Below are 24,583 nucleotides of genomic sequence, written 5' to 3' on the forward strand. Positions count from 1 at the left end.
TCTTTCACAGTTGAATGATCAGCCGCAGCAGCTGTGCTTGGAAGCCTGTGCTTCATACTCATCGTGCCGTTTGACGAAATGCATCGTGCCATTTTCATTCCGGCCCTTGGGGGCGCGGTCGAGGATCATCAAAGTGCCTATCCACTCCTCGATGCCTCGGGCATAGCTGGAATAGGTGTGATAGATGGCACCGCTTTCGTCCTTGTAGAAAGCGCTCATGCCGGGCAGCTCATCAAAAGCATCTTCTGCAGCCAGCTTGTCGAAATTGTAGAAAACGCGGTTATTCTCGAGTTCATCCTTCGTAAAGGAGACGTGGTAATCGAAGTTGAAATCACTGCCTTCTGACGAAACCCATGGGAAATGCCAGCCCATCCGCTTCTTATAGGCTTCCAGCTTTGCCAGAGGCCCGCGCGAAACGGCAACTAGCGTGACGTCGTGATTGTTGAGATGAGTCACGGCACCATCAAGATTGTCAGCAAGGAACGAACATCCGGTGCAACCTTGATCCCAGTCGGGTCCGAACATGAAATGGTAGATCAGCAACTGGCTACGCCCGTCGAACAGTTCGGAAAGCGACTTCCGACCAGAAGGCGTATCGAATGCATAATCCTTATCAACCTTCACCCATGGCAGTGCCTGCCGCTCACGATTGACCTTGTCGCGCAGATGAGTGGCTTCTTTTTCACTTGCCAGAAGCGCACGTCGCGCCTCAAGCCAAACTTCTCGGGATACGACCTCATTCATGGTGCAAGCCCTCCTCCGGCTTTTGCTCCCTGTCTATGCCCAGATATCAATGTTCCCGCTTGACGATTTACATTGATATCAATATTAATAAATCATGTCAAATAGCCTCGATGTACCCTTTGAAACAACACTTCTGGTTCGTGATACCTGCCTTTGCTTGCATGTTCAGCGTGCCGCACGTGCGCTCGCCCGCCGGTTTGACGACGCTCTGCGTCCAGTTGGGCTGACCAACGGCCAATTCTCGCTGATGATGTCGCTCAATCGCCCGGCACCGACGCCAATGAAGCCGGTCGCTGAGCTTCTGGCCATGGATCAGACGACTTTGACTGCAGCGTTGAAGCCATTGCAGCGGCAAGGTTGGGTGGAGATCGTTATCAACCCAAAGGACCGGCGCGAGCGTTTATTGCAACTCACGCCAGAGGGAAAAGCAGCCCTTGCTGCAGCGGTGCCGATATGGAAAGCCACACATGCGGATATCGAGAAGCAGCTCATAAGCGGCAACGGTGATGACGTCCGCCGCGACTTGCTGGTTCTGTCGTCAGTCTAATGGCCGAAGGGGCGCTTTTCGCGCCCCTGCCCAACAACTTATTTGTTTTTCTTCTTTGGCTTGAATTCCTTGTCGTAAACCTCTTCCGCCATACGCCGCAGCGAACGTCCGATAGCGGCATATTCATACTCATTGAGGTTCGCCAGCGAGATACGCCCTGCAGGCTGCAAAGTACCGAAGCCAGTGCCCGGAAGCATAACAATGCCGGTTTCATCTGCGATACGGAAAAGCAATTCTGTTGGAGAGATATTCTTCTTCACCCAGGCCGCAAAATCATCGCCGTAGAGGCGGCGAACGATATCTTCCAGATCGAGCAGCGTATAATAATCGACTTCATTCTCGTCGGACTGTGGTTCCAGCCCAAGCTCGCGATAAAGCGCCGCTTCACGGTGACGGATCAACTTCTTGAGTTCGGCCTTGTAGGAATCCTTTTCGTCCATCAGACCGAAAAGCGAGAACAGAACCATCTGCACTTGCTGCGGCGTTGATAGCCCTGCTGTGTGGTTAAGCGCGACAGTGCGGCTGTCGGCAACAAGCCTGTCAATAAACTTCAGTTTTGAGACATCCGGCGTTAGTGAGGAATAGCGCTCATTCATTTCCTTCTTCGCCGATGACGGGAGGTTCTTGAGCTTTTCATCCAGAAGATTGTCCTTCTGCATGGCGACAACACCAAGACGCCAGCCGGTTGCTCCGAAATACTTGGAAAAAGAATAGACGAGCATTGTATTGTAAGGGCAGATCGCAAAGAGCGACTTAAAGTCATCTGCAAAAGTACCGTAGACGTCATCCGTCAAGATCATGAGATCGGGACGCTTTTCCTTGACGATCCGCGCGATTTGCTCAAGGCCGCGTTGATCCATCTTGACCGACGGCGGGTTGCTCGGATTGATCAGGAAGAAGACCTTGACCGACTTGTCGAGCAGCTTGTTCAGCTCCGCTTCCGGATATTGCCAGCCCTGGTGCGGGTCGGCATTGATGTGCACTTCTTTCAACCTATAATTGTTCAGTTCCGGTATTTCGATGTAGGGCGTGAAAGCTGGCATACCGATGGCGACTGTATCGCCTTCATCAAGTATCTTGTTCTGTTTCAGCGTATCGAAAATATAGGTCATGGCAGCAGTTCCGCCTTCGACCGCAAATATATCGAGTTTATCGGAACTCATGTAACCGCCGATCATCTCGCGCACGAGATAATGCTTCACGATCTCTTCGCTGATCTTCAGCATGCGCGGCGGAACCGGATAGTTACACCCAAGAATGCCTTCTACCATTTCATGCAGATATTCTGATGGGGAAAGGCCCAGCTGATCACGCACATAAGACAGTGCACGCCCGAGAAACTTCACCCCGGGCTGGTCGCCATTGTCAGAGAGAAATCTCTGGAAACGCCCTTCAATTCCCTCGACTTTCGGCAAACCGCCCACGCTTGTCGACATATAGGAATAGGAAAGTTCGGCTTCTGCGACTGCAAAAAGCCCCAGCCGCAGAAAGGCACGACGCGGTAAGGTGGCAAGAAAGTTCGGATTGCCGCGCCCGGCGTTCAGCATGGTCAGATCAGCTTTGCTTGAAGCCAGCTGGATCAGTGCATCCTTGAGTTCGAACGGGCTTAGCTTTGCATATTTGCTATAATCAGTCTTCGCCATGATCTACTCCTCAGGAGAAAGCGACCACCAACGGCCCGAGCAATGTCAAAAAGACATTGGCAAGCGCATAGGTGATTGCGAACGGGGTGGTAGGAATGGAATTGCCTGCCTTGTCGAGCACTTCGCCAAAGGCAGGATTTGCGCTGCGCGACCCGGAAAGAGCGCCAGCAAATATAGCCACATTGTCATATTTCAGCACGTAACGGCCAAAGAACATCGTGATGATCAGCGGCAGAATGGTTACGACCACACCGATCAGGAAAATGGTGAGACCGCTGCTGATAATTGTCTGCACGGCCTGCAGACCTGACTGGAGGCCGACAACTGCAACAAAGCCAGCGAGGCCCAAATCGCGCAGCAATGTGGAAGCGCCGGTCGGCATATTGCCGATGGTCATGTTCCGGCTGCGATACCAGCCGAAGAGCAGACCTGACAGAAGCGCGCCGCCGCCGCTGCCGAGTGTCAGCGGTATCGAACCAATGCGCACGACAGCCAGACCAATCAGAAGACCGAATGCGATACCAAGACCATGAAACACGAAATCGGTCTTGTCACTTGGAACGATCACCGGACCAATAGACTTCGCCGCACGCTGCAAATCCTGATCGGTTCCGTAGAGTGAAACGACATCGCCAGCACTGATGACTGTATCAGGTTGCAGCGGCAAAGGCTTGTCGGCCCGTTTGACGCCGATAACATAGACGCCGTGGCGCAGTTCAGAGCTTATATTCTCCTTGATCGCAGCAACGGTCTTGCCGATATAATCCGGTGAAGTGATCGTCACGTCACGGATTTGCACGACGACATCCATGCCTTCAGAAGATTGCAATTCGGTGCCGATCTTGTTGCCAGAAGCGACAACGCCTGAGCGCCTGCCGGCCGCAAGAACGATGTCGTCCCTTTCCAGATGGAGATTGGGTGCGAGGCCGATGATCTTGCCAGCACGTTTGACCCGTTCAATGGTTATGGCGTCTTCAACAGAGGTCATCGCCTCAATCTGGGCCACGGTCTTTCCTGATGCCTGTTCCACCTTATAGATGCGCCCCACAAGATCAGGAGCTGCTTCGCTTTCGCCCTGCCCCAAGACCCTTATGCCAGCCAACAGTTCGGCTTCCGCCTTGATGGCATCGTCGCGGATAGTGCGTCCCATGAATTTCGGCAGCAGATTGACGCAGACAATGATCGCTCCGAAGGAACCGAAAATATAGGTCACAGCATATCCAACAGCGACATTGGCCTGCAATCGCTGCACTTCGTCGGCTGCCAGACCAAGCTTGGAAATGGCCGAACTTGCCGTTCCGATGATTGCAGATTGCGTCAGCCCACCTGCTGCGATACCCGCCGCAAGACCTTTGTCCAAACCAAATATGCGCGCCATGATGACGACGGTCGCGAGACCGCTGATCGCGAGCACCGCGGCCATTGCGATCTCACGCAAGGATTGCCGCCCGAGTGATCGAAAGAATTGCGGACCACTTTCGAAACCGACTGCGTAAATAAAAAGGGCGAAGAGCAGAGCCTTCACCCCATTATCGATCTGAACGCCCACCTGGCTGATTATCACCGCGACAAGCAGTGACCCGGCAACCCCTCCTAACTGGAACTTGCCGAAGTGTATCTTGCCGATCGCATACCCGCCGGCCAGGGAAAGGAACAAAGCAATTTCGGGTGCCTGCTGAAATATTGCCTGAAGCCAATGCATCCGTCCCTCCAAGCTCCGATAACAACCTAGGGTTAGCTAGAGCGGAAACACCAAAGACAAGAGGCCGCAAACGCAAAATGTTAAAAGAAATGACAGCAAAACAAGATCGCTCAAAAAGCTGAAAGTGCTTTCTGGAATTGTTCTATTCTGGAACGGAGACAATCTCCTTACACCGTTGTGTGATGAAAACTTAAAATAGATCAATATCGGGGTAAGATGTCTGGAAAAAACAGGACACAGACATAAAATATGTCTGACGACGATCCTCCTCTTGCAACAGGGTGATTGACGAGCATTTTAAGGATGAAAGCAGGCTGAAGTAATGAGTGAAAAGCGAGCCCCCCATCTCGTTGTCGTAGGCGCCGGTTTTGGCGGATTGCAACTGATCCACGACCTTAGAAACGTCGACGTGCGAATAACGCTGATCGATCAGCGTAATCATCACCTGTTCCAGCCGCTTCTCTATCAGGTGGCAACAACTATCCTCGCCACGTCCGAAATTGCCTGGCCGATCCGGCATCTGTTCAAAGATCGCAAGGAAGTGACCACGCTATTGGGCACAGTCACCGATGTTGACACCGAGCACCGTCAGGTGCTGCTCGAAAACGGCACCGAAATTTCGTACGACATGCTCGTACTCGCCACTGGAGCACGACACGCCTATTTCGGCAACGATCAATGGGAAGCGTTGGCCCCCGGACTGAAGGCGCTTGAGGACGCAACCACCATTCGCCGTCGCCTGCTTCTCGCCTTTGAGCGTGCAGAACGTGAAAGCGATGAAGCAAAGCGGCAAGCATTGTTGACATTTGCCATCGTGGGTGGCGGGCCGACGGGCGTTGAACTAGCAGGCATTATCGCTGAGTTGGCCAAGCAAACCATATGGCCGGAGTTTCGCAATATAGACACGCGGCAGACACGCGTGATGCTGCTTGAAGCCGGTCCGCGCATTCTGGCGGCGTTTCCAGAAGACCTGTCCAGTTATGCGTTGAAAGCGCTCGAAAAACTGGGGGTGGAAGTACGGCTCGGAATTCCAGTCAAAGACATCACAGCCGAGGGCGTGACTGTCGGCGAAGAGTTCATTCCATGCCGGACGGCAATCTGGGCAGCAGGCGTGGCTGCCTCTCCAGCTGCAACGTGGCTCAACGCCGAGAGTGACCGAGCAGGGCGCGTGAAGGTGTTATCCAACCTCAATGTACCTGGCCATGGGGATATCTTCGTCATTGGTGATACGGCGTGGGTCGAGGGACCGGACGGCAAGCCGGTTCCGGGTATTGCCCCTGCCGCCAAGCAACAAGGTGCCTATGTTGCCAAGGTCATCAAAAGCCGCATTGAAGGAAAGACCCCACCGATGCCATTCCGTTACAAGCATCAGGGCAATCTCGCGACCATCGGCAGAGGCGCCGCTGTGGTTGATATGGGGCGCTTCAAGCTCAAGGGACTCATCGCCTGGTGGTTCTGGGGCATTGCGCACATCTTCTTCCTTATTGGAACGCGAAGCCGTGCCGCCGTCGCCTGGAGCTGGCTCTGGACTTACATTTCCGGCCAGCATAGCGCCCGGTTGATAACGCAAGGCAAACCTGTAGAGCGCTAGATGGAAGATGGCCCGCCTGAAGCGGGCCGTTTCTCTTACTGTCTGATATGCCGTTATTCGGCAGGTTCCAGCTGCGGAACAAGGTCTGTGACAACAGGCGTTCCGTTCATCGCTGCGGCCAACTTGTCGGTATCGAGTTCATTTTCCCAACGTGCCACGACAATGGTTGCGACCGCGTTGCCAACGAGATTGGTCAGAGCGCGGCATTCTGACATGAAGCGGTCGATACCGAGGATCAGGGCCATGCCCGCGACTGGAACGGCTGGAACAACGGACAGCGTAGCCGCAAGCGTGATGAAACCGGCACCCGTAATGCCTGCTGCACCCTTGGAGCTTAACATAGCCACCAGTAGAAGCAGTATCTGATCACTCAGTGACAGTGGAATATCCGTCGCCTGCGCGATGAAGAGGGCTGCCAGCGTCATGTAGATATTTGTGCCGTCGAGGTTGAACGAATAACCCGTCGGAATGACGAGGCCAACGACAGAGCGCTTGCAGCCAGCCTTCTCCATCTTGTCCATCAGCGCGGGAAGTGCGGCTTCAGACGAAGAGGTGCCCAGAACCAGCAGCAGCTCTTCCTTGATGTAGCGAATGAGTGCGAGGATCGAGAAGCCATTGTAACGGGCGACAGCTCCCAGAACGACAAGCACGAACAGCAGGGCCGTGAGATAGAATGTGCCGATCAAAAGCGCGAGATTGGCAATCGAGCCGATGCCGTATTTGCCAATGGTAAATGCCATGGCACCGAAAGCACCGATTGGAGCGGCCTTCATGAGGATCGAAACCAGCTTGAAAACGGGTGCTGTCAGGACGTGAAGAAAATCGGTGACAGGCTTGCCCTTGTCGCCGACAAGAGCCAGCGCAATACCAAACAGAACCGAGAAGAACAGCACTTGCAGAATGTCGCCGTCTGCGAATGCTCCAACAATCGTTGTCGGGATGATGTTGCTCAGAAAGCCGGTGATGGTCTGCTCATGTGCCTTGGCGGCGTAGTTGGCAACGGCCTTCGGATCAAGCGAAGCCGGGTCGATGTGCATCCCGGCGCCCGGCTGCACGACGTTGGCGACGATAAGCCCAATAATCAAGGCAAGCGTAGAGAACGTCAGGAAGTAGATCATTGCCTTACCGGCAACGCGACCGACCTTTTTCATGTCGGTCATTCCGGCGATGCCGGTCGCAACGGTCAGGAAGATGACAGGCGCGATAATCATCTTCACGAGCTTGATGAACGCATCGCCAAGCGGCTTCAACTGCGTGCCCAGTTCGGGATAAAAATGGCCAAGCAGAATACCGGCAGCAATAGCCACCAATACCTGTACATAAAGATGCTTGTAAAAGGGGATTGGGCCGCGCGGCGCAGCCACGGCACCTGTCGGTACTGCAATCATAGTGTCCTCCGTTCGGCTCAGTCCGGAACCTGTCCAGCCTCCCAAGCCTTCAGTCTCGAATTCCAGCGGTCCCAGCCGCTGCTGAACTGATTGATTGCAATGTCCGTGCCAGTTTGGAGATAGATCACTAACGTGTTGTTTTCTTTAAATTTGTGAGTTTTCGCATCGAAGTAAATCTAGAATAAGTGCGATTATCCGCACATTTGGATTTCCTATTTGTGTGAAATATTGCACAATGAGAGCAATGAGTTCGAACCCCTCCCCAGCGGACAGCCGCACCCGACCCACAAACATCAACCGACGGACATGGGCGTTGTTCGGATTGTTTTGGGCTGCGGTTTTCGCGCTTGCATTCTGGGTCGTCGGCGACATGGCACGAGACAAGGCCGTCCTCGCATTAAGCGAGCAGACAAGGATCGATGCCAACCTCAACACTGCATTGTTGCGCGCTGTTCTCGACAAGCAACGTGCTTTGCCTCTGGTGCTGTCAAAGGATAAGGCGCTGGAAGCTGCATTACTGGACAAAACAGCCACAACAATCGATCCCTTGAATGAGAAACTCGAAGCATTGGCGGATGGGACGCAAGCGGCCGTCATTTATCTTGTCGGCATGGACGGCATTGCCATCGCGGCAAGCAACTGGCGCGGACCAACGAGTTTTGTCGGCAACGACTACAAGTTTCGCCCCTATTTTCACAACGCTTTGAAAAACGGGGATGCAGAGTACTTTGCGCTCGGCAATGTCAGCAATCGCCCCGGTCTTTACATATCCCGTCGCATCGATGGCCCAAGCGGTCCCTTGGGGGTGATCGTTGTCAAGCTGGAGTTCGACAGGCTGGAAAGTGACTGGAACAATGCCGGACGACCGACCTTCGTGACGGATGAACGAAATATCGTTCTGATTACAAGCTTGCCGTCCTGGCGTTTCATGACCATTGGCTCGATCGATCAGGAGCAGCTTCAGTCTATCCGCGATAGCCTGCAGTTTGGTGACGCGCCACTTAAACCCTTGCCCCTGTCGATCAAGTCAATCGACGGCGAGGATGTACAGTTGATTGATGCGCTGCTGCCCGGCAATGCGCGCAATACCGACTTTCTCGCGATCCGTTCGATCGTGCCTTCCACTCCCTGGCAGATGTACAGTCTCGCGCCAATTCGCCCGCAGATTCCTTCCGCCATTCGTGAATCCCGGTTGTTCACCTTTATCATCCTTTCAGCCATCGCAACGGTTGCCGGACTTCTTTTACGTCGCAGGCAGAAAATCGCGACACGCATCGCCAATGCACAGCGTACACAGATGGAACTGGAAGAACGCGTGGAAGAGCGCACCCGCGATCTCAGTCTGGCACGCGACAGACTGCAAGCTGAGATCAGCGACCACCGTCGCACCGAAACAATGCTGCAAGGGGTGCAGCAGGACCTCGTGCACGCCAATCGCCTGGCCATCATGGGGCAAGTAGCGGCTGGCGTGGCGCATGAAATCAACCAGCCCGTCGCAACTATTCGCGCCTATGCAGACAACGCAAAAACCTTCATCGAACGGAAACGCCTTTCTGACGCAACCGAAAACCTCAGTGAAATCGCCGCATTAACGGACCGCATAGGTACAATCACGGGCGACCTTAAAGCACTTGCCCGCAAAGGACGCACTCCTTCCGAGCCGACTTCGCTCAGTCAGGTCATTTCGGGTGCGCTGGTACTGTTGCGAAGCAGGTTCTCCGGGCGCATGGATCAGCTCGATATCGCACTACCACCGCCGGAACTGCAAGTTATCGGTCATTCAATCCGGCTGGAACAGGTTTTCATCAACCTGTTCCAGAATGCACTGGAAGCCATTGATTTAAAACAGAATGATGGAAAAATAGAAGTTCGTACTCATGTAGATCGTGACAAGGTCATCATATCGGTTTCCGACAATGGACCGGGTATGCCGCAGCATATTCGCGACAATCTGTTTTCGCCTTTCAACACATCGAAGGAGAAAGGTCTCGGTCTAGGTCTTGTGATCGTCAAGGAGATCGTCACTGACTATGGCGGGGCCATCTCCGCCGAAAGTAATGCCGCAGGCACATCTTTCCGCATCGAACTGAGAAAAGCATGATGGGCAAGTCACCCTCCGTTATTCTTGTCGACGATGACAAGGCGCTCCGCCGCGCCACTCGTCAAACGCTTGAGCTTGCCGGTTTTGCGGTTACTGATTTTCCAAGCGCACTGGATGCGTTGAACAGCGTTACTTTTGAGTATGATGGCGTTGTCGTTACCGATGTCCGCATGCCGCAGATCGACGGTCTCCAATTCTTTGCCCGGATCAAAACCATTGACCCCGATTTGCCAGTAATCCTGATTACTGGCCACGGTGATATTCCGATGGCGGTGCAAGCCATTCAGGACGGTGCCTATGATTTCATCGCTAAGCCGTTTGCAGCCGACAGGCTCGTGCACAGCATCCGTCGTGCATGGGAAAAGCGACAGCTTATCGTTGAAAACCGCGCCTTACGCGAAGCCGCCGAGAATGTGGAGGGCGATCTGCCGTTGATCGGCCAGACACCGGCGATGGAAAATCTGCGCCGTACCTTGCGCGATATAGCCGATACGGATGTTGATGTGCTCGTGGCTGGTGAAACTGGCAGTGGCAAGGAAGTCGTCGCACAGTTGCTGCACAACTGGGGCCATCGTCGCAAAGGCAATTTCGTAGCGCTCAACTGCGGGGCCTTGCCCGAAACGGTGATTGAAAGCGAACTGTTCGGTCACGAGGCAGGTGCTTTCACGGGAGCTCAGAAAAAGCGGCTCGGACGGGTTGAACATGCAAGTGGTGGCACGCTGTTTCTCGATGAAATTGAAAGCATGCCTGCAGCAACGCAAGTGAAACTGCTGCGCGTCCTTGAGATGCGCGAAATCACACCACTCGGCACGAATGAGGTTCGCCCGGTCGATCTGCGGGTTGTGGCTGCAGCAAAGATCGACCTCGGTGACCCCGCCCAGAGAGGCGACTTCCGTGAGGACCTCTATTACCGGCTGAATGTTGTCACGCTTTCCATCCCGCCGCTGAGAGAAAGACGAGACGACATTCCGTTGCTTTTCGCACATTTCCTGACGCGAGCGTCGAAACGATTCAATCGCGATGTGCCCGCTATCGATGCGGCCACACACCGACATCTCATGAACCATAGCTGGCCGGGAAATGTCCGCGAATTGGCACATTTTGCCGACCGCGTAGCGCTTGGCGTTGCGAAACCGGCTCACTTGCTGCAATCGATGGTCGGCAATCAAGAAACACTTCCAAAACGGCTCGAGCGCTACGAAGAAGCGCTCATCCGCGAAACGCTTGCCGCCCATAATGGCAATGTTCAGGAAACGATTGAGGCGCTCGGTATTCCGCGAAAGACCTTTTACGATAAGATGCAGCGTCATGGCATCAATCGCGCGGACTATCGCGCCAACGGCGATTGAAGTTCATCTGCCATCTGTCTGGGAGGACCACGATGACCTTGAAACTCTACCTTCATCCCTTTTCGTCATACTGCCAGAAGGCGATAACCGCCTTCTATGAAAAGGACATAACTTTCGAAGCAAGAATGCTTGATGGTACGGAACCGGTAGCGAGCGAGTTCAACGCCGTTTGGCCCTTCGGTAAATTCCCCGTGCTAACGCATAATGGAAAACTGGTGTTTGAAGCGACCGGTATCATCGAGTATCTCGACGCCACCCATCCCCACACCAGACAACTGATCCCATCGGACCCGCTTGTCAGCGCGGACGTGAGAATGTGGGATCGTTTCTTCGATAATTACATAAACTACCCGCAGCAACGCCTCGTCTATATCGCACTTGGTCGCGAGCATGACGACGGGGGCAACCGCTGGCGAGCAGCCTTCGATACAGCCTATGCGTTTCTGGATCGACATATGGAAGGGCGCAAATGGGTCTCGGGGGATGATTTCAGCCTTGCCGACTGCGCTGCGGCGCCTGCCCTGCTCTACGCAGACTGGACCTATGCCATTCCCGAAAAATTCGCCAATGTGTGGACCTATCGCAAACGTCTGCTTGCACGGCCGAGCTATGCCCGCGCACTCGACGAAGCGCGACCATTCCGTCATCTGTTTCCGTTAGGAACGCCCGAAGAAGGTAGGGACTGACAGCCTATCGCGGCGAAGCGATCAACTGTCCCGTAGAAGTGTGCTGCATGACTTCCATCGGAATGCCATAGATTTCCTCCAGGCGTTCTGGCACCATAATTCCCTTAGGCGTGGATTGTGCGATCAATCTGCCGCTGTGGAGTGCAAACACTTCATCGCAAAAGCGTGCGGCCATATTGACATCATGCAAGACGACGAAGACGCTCAGGTCCTTTTCGTGTGACAGCTTACGCACAAGCGAGAGAACTTCGATCTGGTGCGCGATATCCAGCGCCGAAGTCGGTTCATCAAGCAGAAGGCATTCCGCATCCTGAGCAACCAGCATGGCGAGCCAGACGCGCTGACGCTCACCGCCCGAAAGGGTGTCGACCAATCGGTCCGCGAAGGCTCCGATCCCGGTCAGTTCGATGGCTTCTTCCACCTTCTGACGGTCCGTTGCGCCGAAGCGCCCTAGAGCACCGTGCCAGGGGTAGCGCCCCAAAGCGACAAGTTCCCTGACCAGCATGCCTGCCGCAGGTGCAGTCTGCTGTGGCAGGTAGGCAAGCTTACGCGCAAACTCACGGTCACCCCAATCACCAAGCGCCTTACCCGCAAAGCGTACAGTCCCGCCGGACACTGGCTGCTGCCGAGCCAAAATTTTTAGAAGTGTTGATTTGCCTGAACCATTATGCCCGATAAGCGCTGTCAGGCTTCCCACCGGTATCGACATCGTCAGCGGTTGCAACAGGACGTGCCCGGCGGCTGAAAAGGTGACATTCTCGAGTTCGAACAGAGCGGAGGTCATCATTCTCATTCCTGATTTTGGTCAACTCTAGGGTCAGGACCTAGATATCTGCCCTGCAATAAAGCAGTTCATCGAAGGTTGATAGCAAAATATGAGAAAGATATACATGTTTTGAGAAACACCATCGGGAAGAAGAGTTTGGGCTTCCATCCGCATATGAAAAGTCACATTGAAGACGTCAGCTTACTGGACGATCTCCATTATCGCGTTTGGAATGGCGCAATAGCCGACGTATGGTCGGTCGATTGCGGACCAGGCGCACGCGGAGAATATGTTTCGGAAGCGCCGCGCCTTTTTCTTGTGCTTGAAAGCCGAGGGGAACTGGCAATCCGCCCCGAACAAACCAACCATACGCTGGCGAGTGTTCAACCGCGGCAAAGGCTTTGCTACGTCCCTGCTGGCATGACGATCTGGAGCCGCGTAACACGTCCGGGAAAACTAAAGCATCTCGATCTGCATTTCGATATTGCTGCCCTACAACAACGCTTCAGTCACGTGCTGGACAAAAGTAGCATCGAAAAGCCTCGCCTGTTCTTTTCGAACTCGAAGATCGAACAGATTGGTTCCTTGCTGGCCGAAGAATGCATTTCAAAAGCACCGATGCATGACCTTTATGGAGAGGGCCTGCTAACCGCACTTGTAACAGAACTCTTTGAAGCGCAGCTGGAACAAAGGACGCTTAACAGCAAGCTTTCACCGCGACAGCTTCGCCGCGTTACTGAATTCATGGAGGATAATTACGCGCGCGTTATCCGCCTTCAAGAACTGGCAACGCTCGCCGGATTGTCCGAATCCTATTTCTGCAGCGCCTTCAAAGCCTCGACAGGCGTTTCACCGCACTCCTGGCAGATGCGGAAGCGCATTGATCAAGCGCAGATGCTGCTTCTGCAACCAAACGTGTCCCTACCCCATATCGCAGCTCTCACGGGCTTCGCCGATCAGGCGCATTTCACCCGTGTTTTCAAGAAACTGACCGGCACTACGCCTGCCGCCTGGGTCAGACAACACCAACAGTAAACCCAGCGCGAGCGATATTTGAGGACATTTTACATTAGCCAAAGATCATTCAATTAGGCGAAATAACGAACAATCTTCTAGCAATATCTTGATGTAAATACTCATATTAATTCGCAATGCGTTGCAGCGCTGACGCATTCGCCGCACCTGGCTGTTGTCTTATCGGACGTTGGCAAGTTGGGTCAGATATAGGATTTCTCAAGGGGCTTGCACCGAATGACCACATCGATAAAGCAACACTTCCTGATGCTGCTGGCCGGCAACGCAGCATTTGCGTTTCTGCCGGTTTCGACAACCTATGCGCAAGAGGCTAACAATACGGTTCGCCTTGACACGGTTGTCGTACAGACGGGAAATGGTCGTAGTGATGAGGGTGTTGCGCCGGTAAACGGCTTTGTTCCAACAGCAACGACAACCGGCTCGAAAGACAGCGTTGCCATCGAAAAGATTCCACAATCCGTATCAGTTGTAGGGCGCAAGCAGATGGATGCCATCGGCGCGCAAAAGCTGGACGAAGCATTGCGCTATACGCCAGGTGTGCTCGGACAGCCTTTCGGTGTCGATAACGATACCGACTGGCTCTATATTCGCGGTTTCGAAGCCACCCAATACGGCACCTATCTCGACGGCTTGCAGAACTTCAGCTACGGCTTCGGTGGTTTCCTGATCGATAGCTTTGGCATTGAACGTATCGACGTTCTGCGTGGAGCATCGTCTGCCCTTTACGGCGGGTCCAATCCGGGCGGCATTGTCAACTATATCAGCAAGCGTCCGACCGACGAGCGGCTACGATATCTAGAAACGGGCATCAATAGTTACGGTAACGCCTATCTTGGTTTCGACATCGGCGACAAAGCCAGCGATACGGTCAATTACCGTGTAAACGGCAAGATTCAGGGCGGTGATAATTATACAGACTTCGCCAAGGAATTTCGCGGCGTCATCTCGCCAAGCATTGAATACAAGCCGGACGAAGCGACGAAGCTGATCATTCTCGGCAACTATACCCATCTTGATCTGACCCACGATGGTGGAGGCTTTCTTCCCTACTACGGCACTGTCGTTCCAACCGAGTTCGGCAAGATTTCGCGCAAGCGAAATTTCACCGAGCCCGACATTGATTCCTACGAGCGCGAGCAAGCCTCCATCGGCTATGAATTCGAGCATCAGTTCGACAATGACTGGACTGTACGACAGAACGTTCGCTATGGTTTTTCACATGTGAAAGAACACACCCTTTACGCCTATGGTTATGAAGGTTTCTTGCCGCAGCCGGCACCAGGAAACCCGAACATTGCGCGCATCAATTTCAGGCACGATACGACGGTCAACACCTTCCTTGCCGACAACCAGCTTGAGGGAACAATCGAGACCGATGCTCTGACACACAATCTTCTGTTTGGTGTCGAGTACCGTTATTTCCGGATTGAACAGATGCAGCAGACCGGCGGGGCGACTGTTATCGATGGTTTCAATCCTATATATGGTGAACCACAGGGCCCGATGTTCGACCCTTATATCGATCAAGATCTGCGACGTCACCAGATCGGCATTTACGCACAGGATCGAGTAGAGTTCGGCGACGGCTGGATCGCAACATTCAATGGTCGCTACGACTATGTCAAAACCGACGCGGCAGGATTGCCTAGCTACGAATATAACAAGGGCAAAGCTTCAGGCCGCGCTGGACTGGGCTACGAATTCGACAATGGCATAACGCCTTATGTCAGCGTCGCGACTTTCTTCAATCCGATCATCGAAACGCTGGCAGATGGCAGCTATGCTCAACCGGAGACGGGAACACAGTATGAAGTGGGCGTCAAATACCGTCCGGAATTGTTCGACGGCTTGATCACCGCTTCACTGTTTGATTTGACCAAGGAGAATGCCCTCACTGGCTCCAGCTTCGCGCGTGAGCAGCTTGGCAAGGTCAACTCGCGCGGTTTCGAACTGGAAGTTCAGGCCAATATCACCGATGCTTGGAAAGTGACTGCTTCGGTTACTGCCTACGACCTGAAAATCAAAGAGAATGACAGCAACCCCGATATTATCGGCAATCGTCCTTACCTCTTGCCGGAACAACAGGCCTCCGTCTTTGTCGAGTACAAGGTGCCAGACGGTGCTTTTCAAGGGGTGACGCTCGGCGGCGGTGTACGCTACCTCGGTTCCTCTTATGCTGATGAGGAAAATACACTCAAGGTGCCAGCTGTGGCGCTTGCCGACTTGAAGCTCGGTTACGAAAAAGACAATTGGGGGGTCGACCTCAACGTCACCAATCTGTTCGACAAGAGCTATGTCGCTGGTTGTCAGGGCATTTATGTCTGCGGCTATGGTGAAGGGCGTAAAGCGCTACTCAAGGTCCACACCAAGTGGTGATTTCGAGATTGAATACCAAAGAGTGCCACGGTTGTGGCACTCTTTGAGGTCGTCTACAGAGTTTGCATGAATTCATGCAAGACGACAGCTTGATTATGCTCTTCGTCTTTCGCGCCATATAAGAGCGTTAGTCGCCCACCTCTTGCCTTGGCGGTCGCGATCAAATCCTTCAGTGCTGGCTTGTTACCTTCCAACTCTTCGCGATATTTTATCTGAAAATCATTCCATTTCGCCGGATCATGGCAGAACCATTTGCGAAGATTGGCGGTCGGGGCAATATCTTTGGCCCAAAGATCTATATCCGCCTTCTCCTTCGTCATACCGCGCGGCCAAACACGATCCACGAGTACACGGTAGCCATCGTTCGGTGAAGGAGCTTCATAAATACGCTTCAAGCCAATCGTCGTCATAGGAATGGTTCCTCAATGCCTCACCAACACATATGGCGAATGGAACGGCTTCGACAAGGCCACATTCCTGTTCTGGCGGACAAAGAGAAAAGCCGTGGCTGTCAGACATTGAATATCCGACAGCCACGGCTTTTACTGGCTCAAGCAAAGACGGTCGCAACTGCCTTTTTCGTCGCGGCAACAACCTTGTCTGCTTCTTCACGCGTCAGGCACAGAGGCGGCGCGAAACCAAGAATATCGCCTTCAGGCATAGCGCGAGCGATAACGCCGTTGGCAAGAAGTGCCGTTGAAACCTGTGCGCCAATCTTCAGCGAAGGATCGAAGAATTTGCGGTCATCGCGATCTTCCACGAATTCGATTGCAGCCATCAGACCTTCGCCGCGCACTTCCCCAACGTGCTTGTGATCGCCAACAGCATCCTGCAGTGCCTTGCGGAAATAGGCACCTGTGGAGCCTGCATTTTCAACCAGTTTCAACTCGTCGATGAGCTTGAGATTGGCTACACCTGCTGCAGCGCAGATCGGATGGGCAGAATAGGTCCAGCCATGGCCAATTGGACCCATCTGATCGGAGCCCTGAACCAGCACCTGCCACATGCGATCCGATACAATAGAACCCGAAAGCGGTGCATAGGCTGAGGTCAGGCCCTTGGCGATGGTAATCAGATCCGGCTTCATGCCGTAATGGTCGGAACCAAACATGCTGCCGAGACGGCCGAAGCCGGTAACGACCTCATCGGCAACGAGCAGAATATCGTAGCGATCAAGAACGGCCTGAATCTTCTGCCAATAGCCAGCAGGTGGCGGAACGATACCACCGGTGCCCAAAACAGGTTCACCAATGAAGGCAGCAATCGTATCCGGACCTTCTGCAAGGATCATTTCTTCGAGCTTGTCAGCACAATGTTGCGAGAACTGTTCTTCACTCATCGAGCGGTCTGCGCGACGGAAATAATAAGGGGATTCCGTATGCAGGATAGGCGCGCGCGGCAGATCGAATGCATTATGGAAGGTTGCAAGACCCGTCATACTTCCCGTCATCACGCCTGAACCATGATATCCGCGCCAGCGAGAAATGATCTTCTTCTTTTCCGGGCGGCCAAGAATATTGTTGTAGTACCAGATCAGCTTGATGTTGGTTTCGTTTGCATCGGACCCCGAAAGCCCAAAATAAACGCGGCTCATGTGGTCTGGCGCGCGGTCGATGATCATCTTGGCAAGCGTGATCGACACTTCAGTGCCATGACCGACATAGGCATGATAATAGGCAAGTTTGCGCGCCTGTTCTGCAATCGCATCCGCAATTTCTGTGCGGCCATAACCAACATTGACGCAATAAAGACCTGCAAAGGCATCAAGACTCTTCCGACCATTCACGTCGGCAATATACACGCCCTCGCCGCCTTCCAGCACACGCGTTGGCGTTTCACCACGGGCATGCATACCCATATGCGTGGATGGATGAAAGAAATGATCCCGGTCCCAAGCGGTCAGTTCATTGCTATTATTCAACATGGTTATGTTCCTTTCCTGTCGTCACGCTTTCACGCGGCGGTATCGATGCAGAGATATTTGAGTTCGGTGAAGGCTTCGATGCCTTGATGGGAGCCTTCGCGGCCAAGCCCTGATTGTTTCCAGCCGCCAAAGGGGATCGGCGCGCCGGTAATTTTTGCGCGGTTGATGGCTACCATTCCATATTCGAGTGCGCGCCCCATGCGGAGCTGTCGGGCGCCATTCGCCGTTACGACATAGGCAACCAGACCATATTGTGTGGCATTGGCGCGGGCGATGACTTCGTCCTCATCGTCAAAAACCGTGACGGCAGCTACCGGCCCGAATGTCTCTTCGTGCATAATCGCCGCCTCGTCAGGCACATCGACCAGCAAGGTCGGCTCAAAGAAAAGCGAGTTCTCTCCCAGCCGGTTGCCGCCGACGAGTACCTTACTGCCTCGCTTTTCAGCGTCCCGCGCGTGCTCTTCGACCTTGTCCACCGCCCGGCTGTGCATCAGAGGCCCAATTTCCACCGTCGGATCAATACCGTTGCCAACCTTCAGCGCCGCAATGCGCGCTGCAAAAGCATTTGTGAACGCTTTCAGAATGCCGCGCTGAACAAAGATGCGGTTTGCAGCAAGGCAATCCTGACCAGAGGTCGCAAATTTGGCGGCCATAGCAACATCAACTGCACGGTCAACATCTGCATCGTTGAAGACAATCAGAGGCGCATGCCCACCAAGCTCCATGACAAGCCGCTTCATCGTGTTCGCACATTTGGTGGCAATCAGCCTGCCGATGTCCGTAGAACCGGTGAAGCTCAGCGCCCGTACACGCTCGTCGCGGCACAATACATCTACGATAGGCACGGCTTTGCCCGTCACCACATTGAATATGCCCGCAGGCATTCCCGCACGTTCGGCCAGTTCGGCGAGGGCGAGTGCAGAAAGCGGTGTTTCAGAAGACGGATGCACGACGACCGGGCAACCGGCGGCAATCGCTGCAGCCGCCTTGCGGGTGATCATGGCATGCGGAAAATTCCAAGGCGTTACAAGTGCTACGACACCCAACGCCTCGCGGCGCACGAGCATCTCGGCATTTGGGAGATGGCTCGCTATGGTTTCGCCGTTAAGACGCTTGGCCTCTTCTGCAAACCATTCGATGAAAGATGCGCCATAGTCGATTTCGCCGCGCGATTCCGCCAGCGGCTTGCCCTGCTCCAGCGTCATCAGCAATGCCAGATCTTCGCGATTTGCCGTGACCAGCTCGAACCAACGCCGCAAGACCGCGGATCGTTCGTGGGGCAGCTTATCACGCCAGGCCGAAAACGCCTTTACTGCCGCATCGATCGCAAGCGTCGTCTCAGCTTCGCCAAGACTAGCCACACGGGCAAGCCGTTGACCCGTTGCAGGATCGAGAACAGGGAAGGTTTCGGCCTTTTGTCCCGCTACCCAGCGTCCATCGATATAGCTAAGTTCGCGAAAAAGATGTTTGTCCCGAAGCCTGTTAAGGCCATCATGTTGTATCGGATGATCCAGAACGGCATTCATTGTGCTTCTCCCAATTCTGGAAGAAGTTTGTCACAGGATAGCTCTGGATTCAGACCAAAGGCAGCCCGACGAACATGCGAATTGGACTAAATTTTAAAGCCAGACAGTCTGTTTGGGCTAGTCTGCGACTTCCCTGAACAGCGACAAAGGTGCGCTCGCTTTCTCGTCCTTGACCAGCTTGGTCACGATATAGGTGAAGTAGCGTTCTATGCCGATATTCTGGTCCAGAAGACGGTCAATCAGACGCTGATAGCCATCAATGTCGCGCGCCACGATCATCAGAAAATAGTCCACCCCACCGCCAACCGACCAGCAGGACACGATTTCGGGTACTGCTGTGACGGCTCTTTCGAACCGGTCAAAATCGCTCTGGCGGTGATTACCGAGCGTGATCTGAACCATGACATGCGCAATGGGGGCGATTTTGCGATAGGCAATGCGCGCGTGATAACCCGTTACAACGCCCGCCTCCTCCAGCTTGCGCAGTCGCAGCCAGCACGGTGTCGGTGACAAACCCACCTGCTCTGCGAGCGCGAGCTTGGTGATCCGCGCGTTCTGCTGCACCGCTTCCAGAATGCGAAGATCAACAGCATCAAGCTTGAGGGCGGATTTCATTATAACGGTCCAATGTAAGTGAGTATTTGCGTTTCAAGGCCATTCTCATTGGCATGGTCGCATAGCGCAGGCAAGCCTGCGCCAGTAATAAATCACTTCAGAGCAATATTGTAATGATCCAATATAATTATTGACATGATGTAATTGGTCTTTCACACATATAGCCAAGAACAAAAATCAAATAAATGGGGAACGAGAATGCGGCCTAATGGTTTCGCATATGGTGCTTTATTGCGCCCTCAATTTGCTCGCCTGCAGCGAAGAAGTGCTTTGCTTGGTGCAGTATTCCCCATTGTCACGCCGCTTTGAACGGCGGTGCGGATGTCGGGAAGTGTGTCGCAAATGATCAGTCTCAACGAAATAGAGCAAGCCCAAGACAGGCTGATTGGTCAGGTCCAAAGAACACCGCTGATCTGCTCCAAAAGTCTCAGCGCGCAATCAGGCGTGCCGGTTTTTCTCAAGCTTGAAAACAGACAACCAACGGGTAGTTTCAAGCTTCGCGGCGCAACAAATGCCGTTCTCAGCCTGTCCGAAAATGAACGCAAGCAGGGACTTGTCACAGCCTCTACCGGAAATCATGGGCGCGCATTGGCTCATGCGGCGTCCACGCAAGGGTTGACCGCCACGATCTGCCTTTCATCGCTTGTACCGCGCAATAAGGTCGAGGCCATCCGTGAGCTTGGTGCTGATGTGCGCATCATCGGCAAATCCCAGGACGATGCGATGGAAGAAGTCATGCGACTTGTGCGTGATGAAAGCATGAATGCCATCCCACCATTCGACGATCCGCGCATCATTGCCGGACAGGGAACCATGGGATTGGAAATTGTCGAAGACCTCCCCGAACTGGATACAGTACTTGTTCCGCTTTCTGGTGGCGGCCTTGCCGCCGGAGTGGCTGCAGCAGTGAAAGCAAAACGCCCACTAGCGCGGGTAATTGGAATTTCCATGCGCCGCGGCGCGGCGATGCAAGCGAGCCTTGAAGCGGGTAAACCAGTCAATGTTGAAGAACTGGATACACTGGCAGATTCCCTCGGTGGTGGCATAGGCCTCGACAATCGTTGGACTTTTGCCATGTGTCACGCCCTGCTTGATGATGTGATCCTGCTCGATGAAGAGGAGATCGCAGCGGGGATCAGACATGCCGCGACACAGGAAGGCGAAATCATTGAGGGTGCTGCGGCCGTCGGCATTGCCGCCTTGTTGAGTGGCAAGATCAGGCCGACAGGACCGGCCGTCATCATAGTCTCAGGTGGCAATATCGATCCCGAACTGCACCGCGCAATCATGGAAGACCGCTATCGGAGGGCAGGCTGATGGCTGAAATGAGAATTCTGACCGAAGCTGATCTGCGACAGATCATAGCCCTCGACCTTGAAAGCGTGGCGTGCGTGGAGGATGCTTTCCGGGCACTCGCCAGTGGCGGTGTCAGCATGCCGCCCATTCTTCGGTTGGATATCCCTGCAGAGCGTGGCGAAGTCGATGTGAAGACGGCCTATATTCCTGGATTAGACAGCTTTGCCATCAAAGTAAGTCCGGGCTTCTTCAATAATCCTTCCATCGGCCTGCCTTCTACCAACGGACTGATGATCCAGTTTTCGGCAAAGACCGGACTTATCGAAGCACTATTGCTGGATAATGGCTATCTGACCGATGTGCGTACAGCGGCTGCCGGTGCTGTCGCAGCAAAATATCTGGCGCGGGAAAATGCCCGCGTCGCCACCATCATCGGTGCGGGCATGCAGGCAGGAATGCAGCTTGAAGCGCTGAAACTCGTGCGCTCCATCTCCGAGGCGCGGATTTGGGCACGCAACGTCGATAGCGCGAAAAAAGCCGCGCAGAACTTTACCCAAAAGCTCGGAATACCGGTGACGGCAATCGCAGATGCAAAGGAAGCTTGCGATGGCACTGACATTATCGTCACGACGACGCCATCGGAAACACCGCTCATAAAGGCTGAATGGCTTGCACCCGGCCAACACGTTACTGCGATGGGTTCGGATGCCGAACATAAGAACGAGATCGACCCCGCCCTTTTCCTGCGATCAATCACCTATGTCGCTGACAGCCTCTCCCAGACACGCAGGCTTGGCGAATTGCACCATGCAATTTCGGCTGGGATTGTAGCAGCGGGTACTGTCTTTTCAGAACTGGGCCAGATCGTTCTCAATAAGGCGAAATTCCAGCGTCAGGCAGAGGACATAACCTTCTGCGACCTCACGGGCACCGGTGTTCAGGACACCGCAATTGCTCGCCTTGCGACGGAGCGCGCCAGCCTGCGCGACGCAGGCACGAAAATTGATTCAACCATAACTGCAGGAGCCAGTCGATGAGTGTGGAACTCAACTTCACCCGCGCGGAATATGATGAGCGGATAGCCAAAACCCGTCGCGCCATGGAGAAGGCAGGCTTCGATGTCATCATCGTCACAGACCCGTCCAACATACACTGGCTTACCGGTTATGATGGCTGGTCCTTCTATGTCCATCAATGCGTTGTGCTTTCGATGGAAGGCGAACCGATCTGGTACGGTCGCGGTCAGGATGGCAACGGTGCGAAACGCACCGCGTGGATAAGCCATGACAACATCATCGGCTATCCTGACCACTACGTGCAATCGCTGGAACGCCACCCGATGGATCTTCTGGCCTCAATCCTTGAGGAAAAGGGTTGGGGTAACAAGACGATAGCCGTCGAGTTCGACAATTACTGGTACACTGCTGCGGCCCACCATGCTTTGCAGAAGCATCTGCCCAATGCACAGTTCAAAGATGCGCAAGGACTCGTCAACTGGCAACGTGCGGTGAAGAGTGCAACCGAGATCGACTATATGCGCAAAGCTGGTCGCATCGTGGAAGCCATGCACCAGCGCATCGTCGATAAAATCGAGCCGGGTATGCGTAAATGCGATCTGGTTGCAGAAATCTATGATGCAGGCACACGCGGCGTTGACGATTTCGGCGGCGATTATCCTGCCATTGTGCCGTTGCTGCCTTCTGGACCTGACGCCTCCGCCCCGCATCTCACCTGGAACGATTTGCCGATGAAGACCGGAGAAGGCACCTTCTTCGAGATTGCAGGTTGCTATAAGCGTTATCATTGCCCACTGTCGCGGACTGTATTTCTCGGCAAGCCGACGCAGGCTTTTCTTGATGCAGAAAAAGCAACACTCGAAGGTATGGAAGCGGGACTTGCTGCTGCTCGTCCCGGCAATACCTGCGAAGATATTGCCAACGGCTTCTTCGCTGTTTTGAAGAAATACGGGATCATCAAGGACAACCGCACCGGCTATTCCATCGGCCTGTCCTATCCGCCGGATTGGGGCGAACGCACCATGAGCCTGCGCCCCGGCGATCACACCGAATTGCAGCCCGGCATGACCTTTCACTTCATGACAGGTCTCTGGCTGGAAACCATGGGGCTGGAGATCACCGAGAGCATCGTGATCACCGAAACCGGCGTCGAATGCCTGTCGAATGTGCCACGCAAGCTCGTGGTCAAGAATTAGGACGCTACGATGATGCTTAGCTCGCCCCCTTCCCGTCCCTCCCCAATCACGCCAACTGTCGATTTTGACCGCGACGGCGTGCAACACGGACATTTGCGGCTGCCTTGGTCCAGAGACGATTCCGCCTGGGGCTCGCTGATGCTGCCAATCTGCGTCATTCGCAATGGCGATGGACCCACAGCCCTTCTTACGGGTGGCAATCACGGCGATGAATATGAGGGGCCGGTTGCACTCTACGATCTCGCCGCCAATCTGAAACCGGCTGAGATCAACGGACGCGTTATCATTGTTCCTGCAATGAATTTTCCAGCTTTCACGGCGGGAACACGCACATCGCCGATAGATAAAGGCAATCTCAATCGAAGTTTTCCTGGCCGCCCGGATGGCACGGTAACTGAAAAGATCGCCGATTATTTCACCCGCTATCTGCTGCCCACAGCCGATATCGTCATGGATTTTCATTCCGGGGGCCGCACACTTGATTTCCTGCCCTATGCAGCAGCACACGCCCTGCCCGATGCAACTCAGGAAGCCCAATGCTTTGCTGCCGTCAAAGCTTTTTCGGCTCCTTTCTCCATGCGGATGATCGAGATCGATGCTGTAGGCATGTACGACACGACCGCTGAGGAAGCCGGGAAGGTGTTTGTGACGACCGAGCTTTCCGGCGGTGGCACGATTTCAGCACGGTCGGCAACAATCGCCAAGCGCGGCATTCGCAACCTTCTGCGTCACGCAGACATTTTGCATGGCGAAGTGGAGTTTTCACCCACGACATGGCTCGATATGCCATCGCAGGAATGCTTCGGCTTTGCCGATACCGAAGGTTTGCTTGAACCTTTGGTCGATCTTGGCGCGGAAATACGCAAGGGCGACCTCATTGCCCGCGTTCATAATGTGGCACGCACCGGCGTAGCTCCGCAAGAGTACCGCGCCGCACTCGACGGAATTCTCGCGGCACGGCACTTTCCGGGTCTCATCAAGATGGGTGATTGCCTTTCGGTCATCGCCACGATCAGCGAGGAACCGTCCTCGTCTTAAATCAATCAGTACCGACCAATTGAAAAGCCGGACCAAAAACAACC

Annotated in this window: 20 protein-coding genes; 11 read left to right on the top strand and 9 right to left on the bottom strand. The window is 54.1% G+C overall.

Annotated features, from left to right (window positions below):
- Nucleotides 1-18: 18 nt before the first annotated feature.
- Nucleotides 19-744 (bottom strand): DUF899 domain-containing protein, encoded by a 726-nt coding sequence (locus OHI65_RS00360; RefSeq protein WP_010658684.1) that lies wholly within the window; start codon nucleotides 742-744, stop codon nucleotides 19-21.
- A 94-nt stretch (nucleotides 745-838) separates the two neighbouring features.
- On the opposite strand from OHI65_RS00360, the gene OHI65_RS00365 reads away from it, so the two are divergent.
- On the top strand, nucleotides 839-1,291 hold the full coding sequence (locus tag OHI65_RS00365; RefSeq protein WP_125300648.1) for a MarR family winged helix-turn-helix transcriptional regulator: 453 nt from the start codon (nucleotides 839-841) through the stop codon (nucleotides 1,289-1,291).
- Between the two features lie 38 nt (nucleotides 1,292-1,329).
- Here the strand turns inward: OHI65_RS00365 and OHI65_RS00370 are convergent, their stop codons facing one another.
- Entirely contained in the window at nucleotides 1,330-2,934 is a 1,605-nt protein-coding gene (locus tag OHI65_RS00370) for a bifunctional aspartate transaminase/aspartate 4-decarboxylase (RefSeq protein WP_010658682.1), read from the bottom strand.
- Nucleotides 2,935-2,944: 10 nt separating this feature from the next.
- Nucleotides 2,945-4,636 carry an aspartate-alanine antiporter gene (gene aspT, locus OHI65_RS00375; RefSeq protein WP_264358703.1) on the bottom strand — a complete coding sequence of 564 codons (1,692 nt, stop codon included), beginning with the start codon at nucleotides 4,634-4,636 and terminating at the stop codon, nucleotides 2,945-2,947.
- 322 nt (nucleotides 4,637-4,958) lie between these two features.
- Between aspT and OHI65_RS00380 the strand changes: the two genes are divergently transcribed.
- The gene (locus OHI65_RS00380; RefSeq protein WP_125300649.1) at nucleotides 4,959-6,227 is read left to right on the top strand and encodes an NAD(P)/FAD-dependent oxidoreductase; all 1,269 of its coding nucleotides are present in this window, start codon (nucleotides 4,959-4,961) and stop codon (nucleotides 6,225-6,227) included.
- A gap of 53 nt (nucleotides 6,228-6,280) precedes the next feature.
- Here the strand turns inward: OHI65_RS00380 and OHI65_RS00385 are convergent, their stop codons facing one another.
- Entirely contained in the window at nucleotides 6,281-7,615 is a 1,335-nt protein-coding gene (locus OHI65_RS00385; protein ID WP_125300650.1) for a dicarboxylate/amino acid:cation symporter, read from the bottom strand.
- A gap of 235 nt (nucleotides 7,616-7,850) precedes the next feature.
- Between OHI65_RS00385 and OHI65_RS00390 the strand changes: the two genes are divergently transcribed.
- Genes OHI65_RS00390 through OHI65_RS00400 form a run of 3 tightly spaced genes read left to right on the top strand, consistent with a single transcriptional unit; the run spans nucleotide 7,851 to nucleotide 11,751 of the window.
- Nucleotides 7,851-9,716, top strand: coding sequence for an ATP-binding protein (locus OHI65_RS00390; protein ID WP_012092899.1), 1,866 nt, complete (start codon nucleotides 7,851-7,853; stop codon nucleotides 9,714-9,716).
- Nucleotides 9,713-11,065, top strand: a complete 1,353-nt coding sequence (locus tag OHI65_RS00395; RefSeq protein WP_125300651.1) for a sigma-54-dependent transcriptional regulator — start codon at nucleotides 9,713-9,715, stop codon at nucleotides 11,063-11,065. Before OHI65_RS00390 ends, OHI65_RS00395 begins: the two co-directional genes overlap by 4 nt.
- A gap of 32 nt (nucleotides 11,066-11,097) precedes the next feature.
- Nucleotides 11,098-11,751: a glutathione S-transferase family protein gene (locus OHI65_RS00400; protein WP_012092897.1), complete on the top strand. Its 654-nt coding sequence runs from the start codon at nucleotides 11,098-11,100 to the stop codon at nucleotides 11,749-11,751.
- Nucleotides 11,752-11,755: 4 nt separating this feature from the next.
- Here the strand turns inward: OHI65_RS00400 and OHI65_RS00405 are convergent, their stop codons facing one another.
- The gene (locus OHI65_RS00405; RefSeq protein WP_040128704.1) at nucleotides 11,756-12,535 is read right to left on the bottom strand and encodes an ATP-binding cassette domain-containing protein; all 780 of its coding nucleotides are present in this window, start codon (nucleotides 12,533-12,535) and stop codon (nucleotides 11,756-11,758) included.
- Between the two features lie 156 nt (nucleotides 12,536-12,691).
- Between OHI65_RS00405 and OHI65_RS00410 the strand changes: the two genes are divergently transcribed.
- Both OHI65_RS00410 and OHI65_RS00415 read left to right on the top strand, forming a co-directional pair.
- Nucleotides 12,692-13,552 (top strand): helix-turn-helix domain-containing protein, encoded by an 861-nt coding sequence (locus OHI65_RS00410; protein WP_235824408.1) that lies wholly within the window; start codon nucleotides 12,692-12,694, stop codon nucleotides 13,550-13,552.
- Between the two features lie 216 nt (nucleotides 13,553-13,768).
- Nucleotides 13,769-15,928, top strand: coding sequence for a TonB-dependent siderophore receptor (locus OHI65_RS00415; RefSeq protein ID WP_264358704.1), 2,160 nt, complete (start codon nucleotides 13,769-13,771; stop codon nucleotides 15,926-15,928).
- Nucleotides 15,929-15,981: 53 nt separating this feature from the next.
- On the opposite strand, the gene OHI65_RS00420 is transcribed toward OHI65_RS00415, so the two are convergent.
- The 4 genes from OHI65_RS00420 to OHI65_RS00435 form a co-directional block, all read right to left on the bottom strand.
- Nucleotides 15,982-16,338 (bottom strand): DUF488 domain-containing protein, encoded by a 357-nt coding sequence (locus OHI65_RS00420; protein WP_010658672.1) that lies wholly within the window; start codon nucleotides 16,336-16,338, stop codon nucleotides 15,982-15,984.
- Nucleotides 16,339-16,478: 140 nt separating this feature from the next.
- A complete protein-coding gene (locus OHI65_RS00425; RefSeq protein ID WP_125300654.1) occupies nucleotides 16,479-17,852 on the bottom strand; it encodes an aspartate aminotransferase family protein in 1,374 nt (457 codons plus the stop codon).
- Between the two features lie 29 nt (nucleotides 17,853-17,881).
- The gene (locus OHI65_RS00430; RefSeq protein ID WP_125300655.1) at nucleotides 17,882-19,378 is read right to left on the bottom strand and encodes an NAD-dependent succinate-semialdehyde dehydrogenase; all 1,497 of its coding nucleotides are present in this window, start codon (nucleotides 19,376-19,378) and stop codon (nucleotides 17,882-17,884) included.
- A gap of 117 nt (nucleotides 19,379-19,495) precedes the next feature.
- Nucleotides 19,496-19,993, bottom strand: a complete 498-nt coding sequence (locus OHI65_RS00435) for an Lrp/AsnC family transcriptional regulator (RefSeq protein ID WP_125300656.1) — start codon at nucleotides 19,991-19,993, stop codon at nucleotides 19,496-19,498.
- Between the two features lie 342 nt (nucleotides 19,994-20,335).
- On the opposite strand from OHI65_RS00435, the gene eutB reads away from it, so the two are divergent.
- Genes eutB through doeB form a run of 4 tightly spaced genes read left to right on the top strand, consistent with a single transcriptional unit; the run spans nucleotide 20,336 to nucleotide 24,539 of the window.
- Nucleotides 20,336-21,310, top strand: coding sequence for a hydroxyectoine utilization dehydratase EutB (gene eutB / locus OHI65_RS00440; protein ID WP_264358705.1), 975 nt, complete (start codon nucleotides 20,336-20,338; stop codon nucleotides 21,308-21,310).
- Nucleotides 21,310-22,326: a cyclodeaminase gene (locus OHI65_RS00445; protein WP_125300658.1), complete on the top strand. Its 1,017-nt coding sequence runs from the start codon at nucleotides 21,310-21,312 to the stop codon at nucleotides 22,324-22,326. Before eutB ends, OHI65_RS00445 begins: the two co-directional genes overlap by 1 nt.
- The gene (gene doeA / locus OHI65_RS00450; RefSeq protein WP_264358706.1) at nucleotides 22,323-23,501 is read left to right on the top strand and encodes an ectoine hydrolase DoeA; all 1,179 of its coding nucleotides are present in this window, start codon (nucleotides 22,323-22,325) and stop codon (nucleotides 23,499-23,501) included. Before OHI65_RS00445 ends, doeA begins: the two co-directional genes overlap by 4 nt.
- 9 nt (nucleotides 23,502-23,510) lie before the next feature.
- Nucleotides 23,511-24,539 carry a N(2)-acetyl-L-2,4-diaminobutanoate deacetylase DoeB gene (doeB, locus tag OHI65_RS00455; protein ID WP_012092887.1) on the top strand — a complete coding sequence of 343 codons (1,029 nt, stop codon included), beginning with the start codon at nucleotides 23,511-23,513 and terminating at the stop codon, nucleotides 24,537-24,539.
- The last annotated feature ends 44 nt before the right edge of the window (nucleotides 24,540-24,583 follow it).

Source organism: Brucella sp. MAB-22 (assembly GCF_025908475.1).
GTDB lineage: Bacteria > Pseudomonadota > Alphaproteobacteria > Rhizobiales > Rhizobiaceae > Brucella > Brucella anthropi.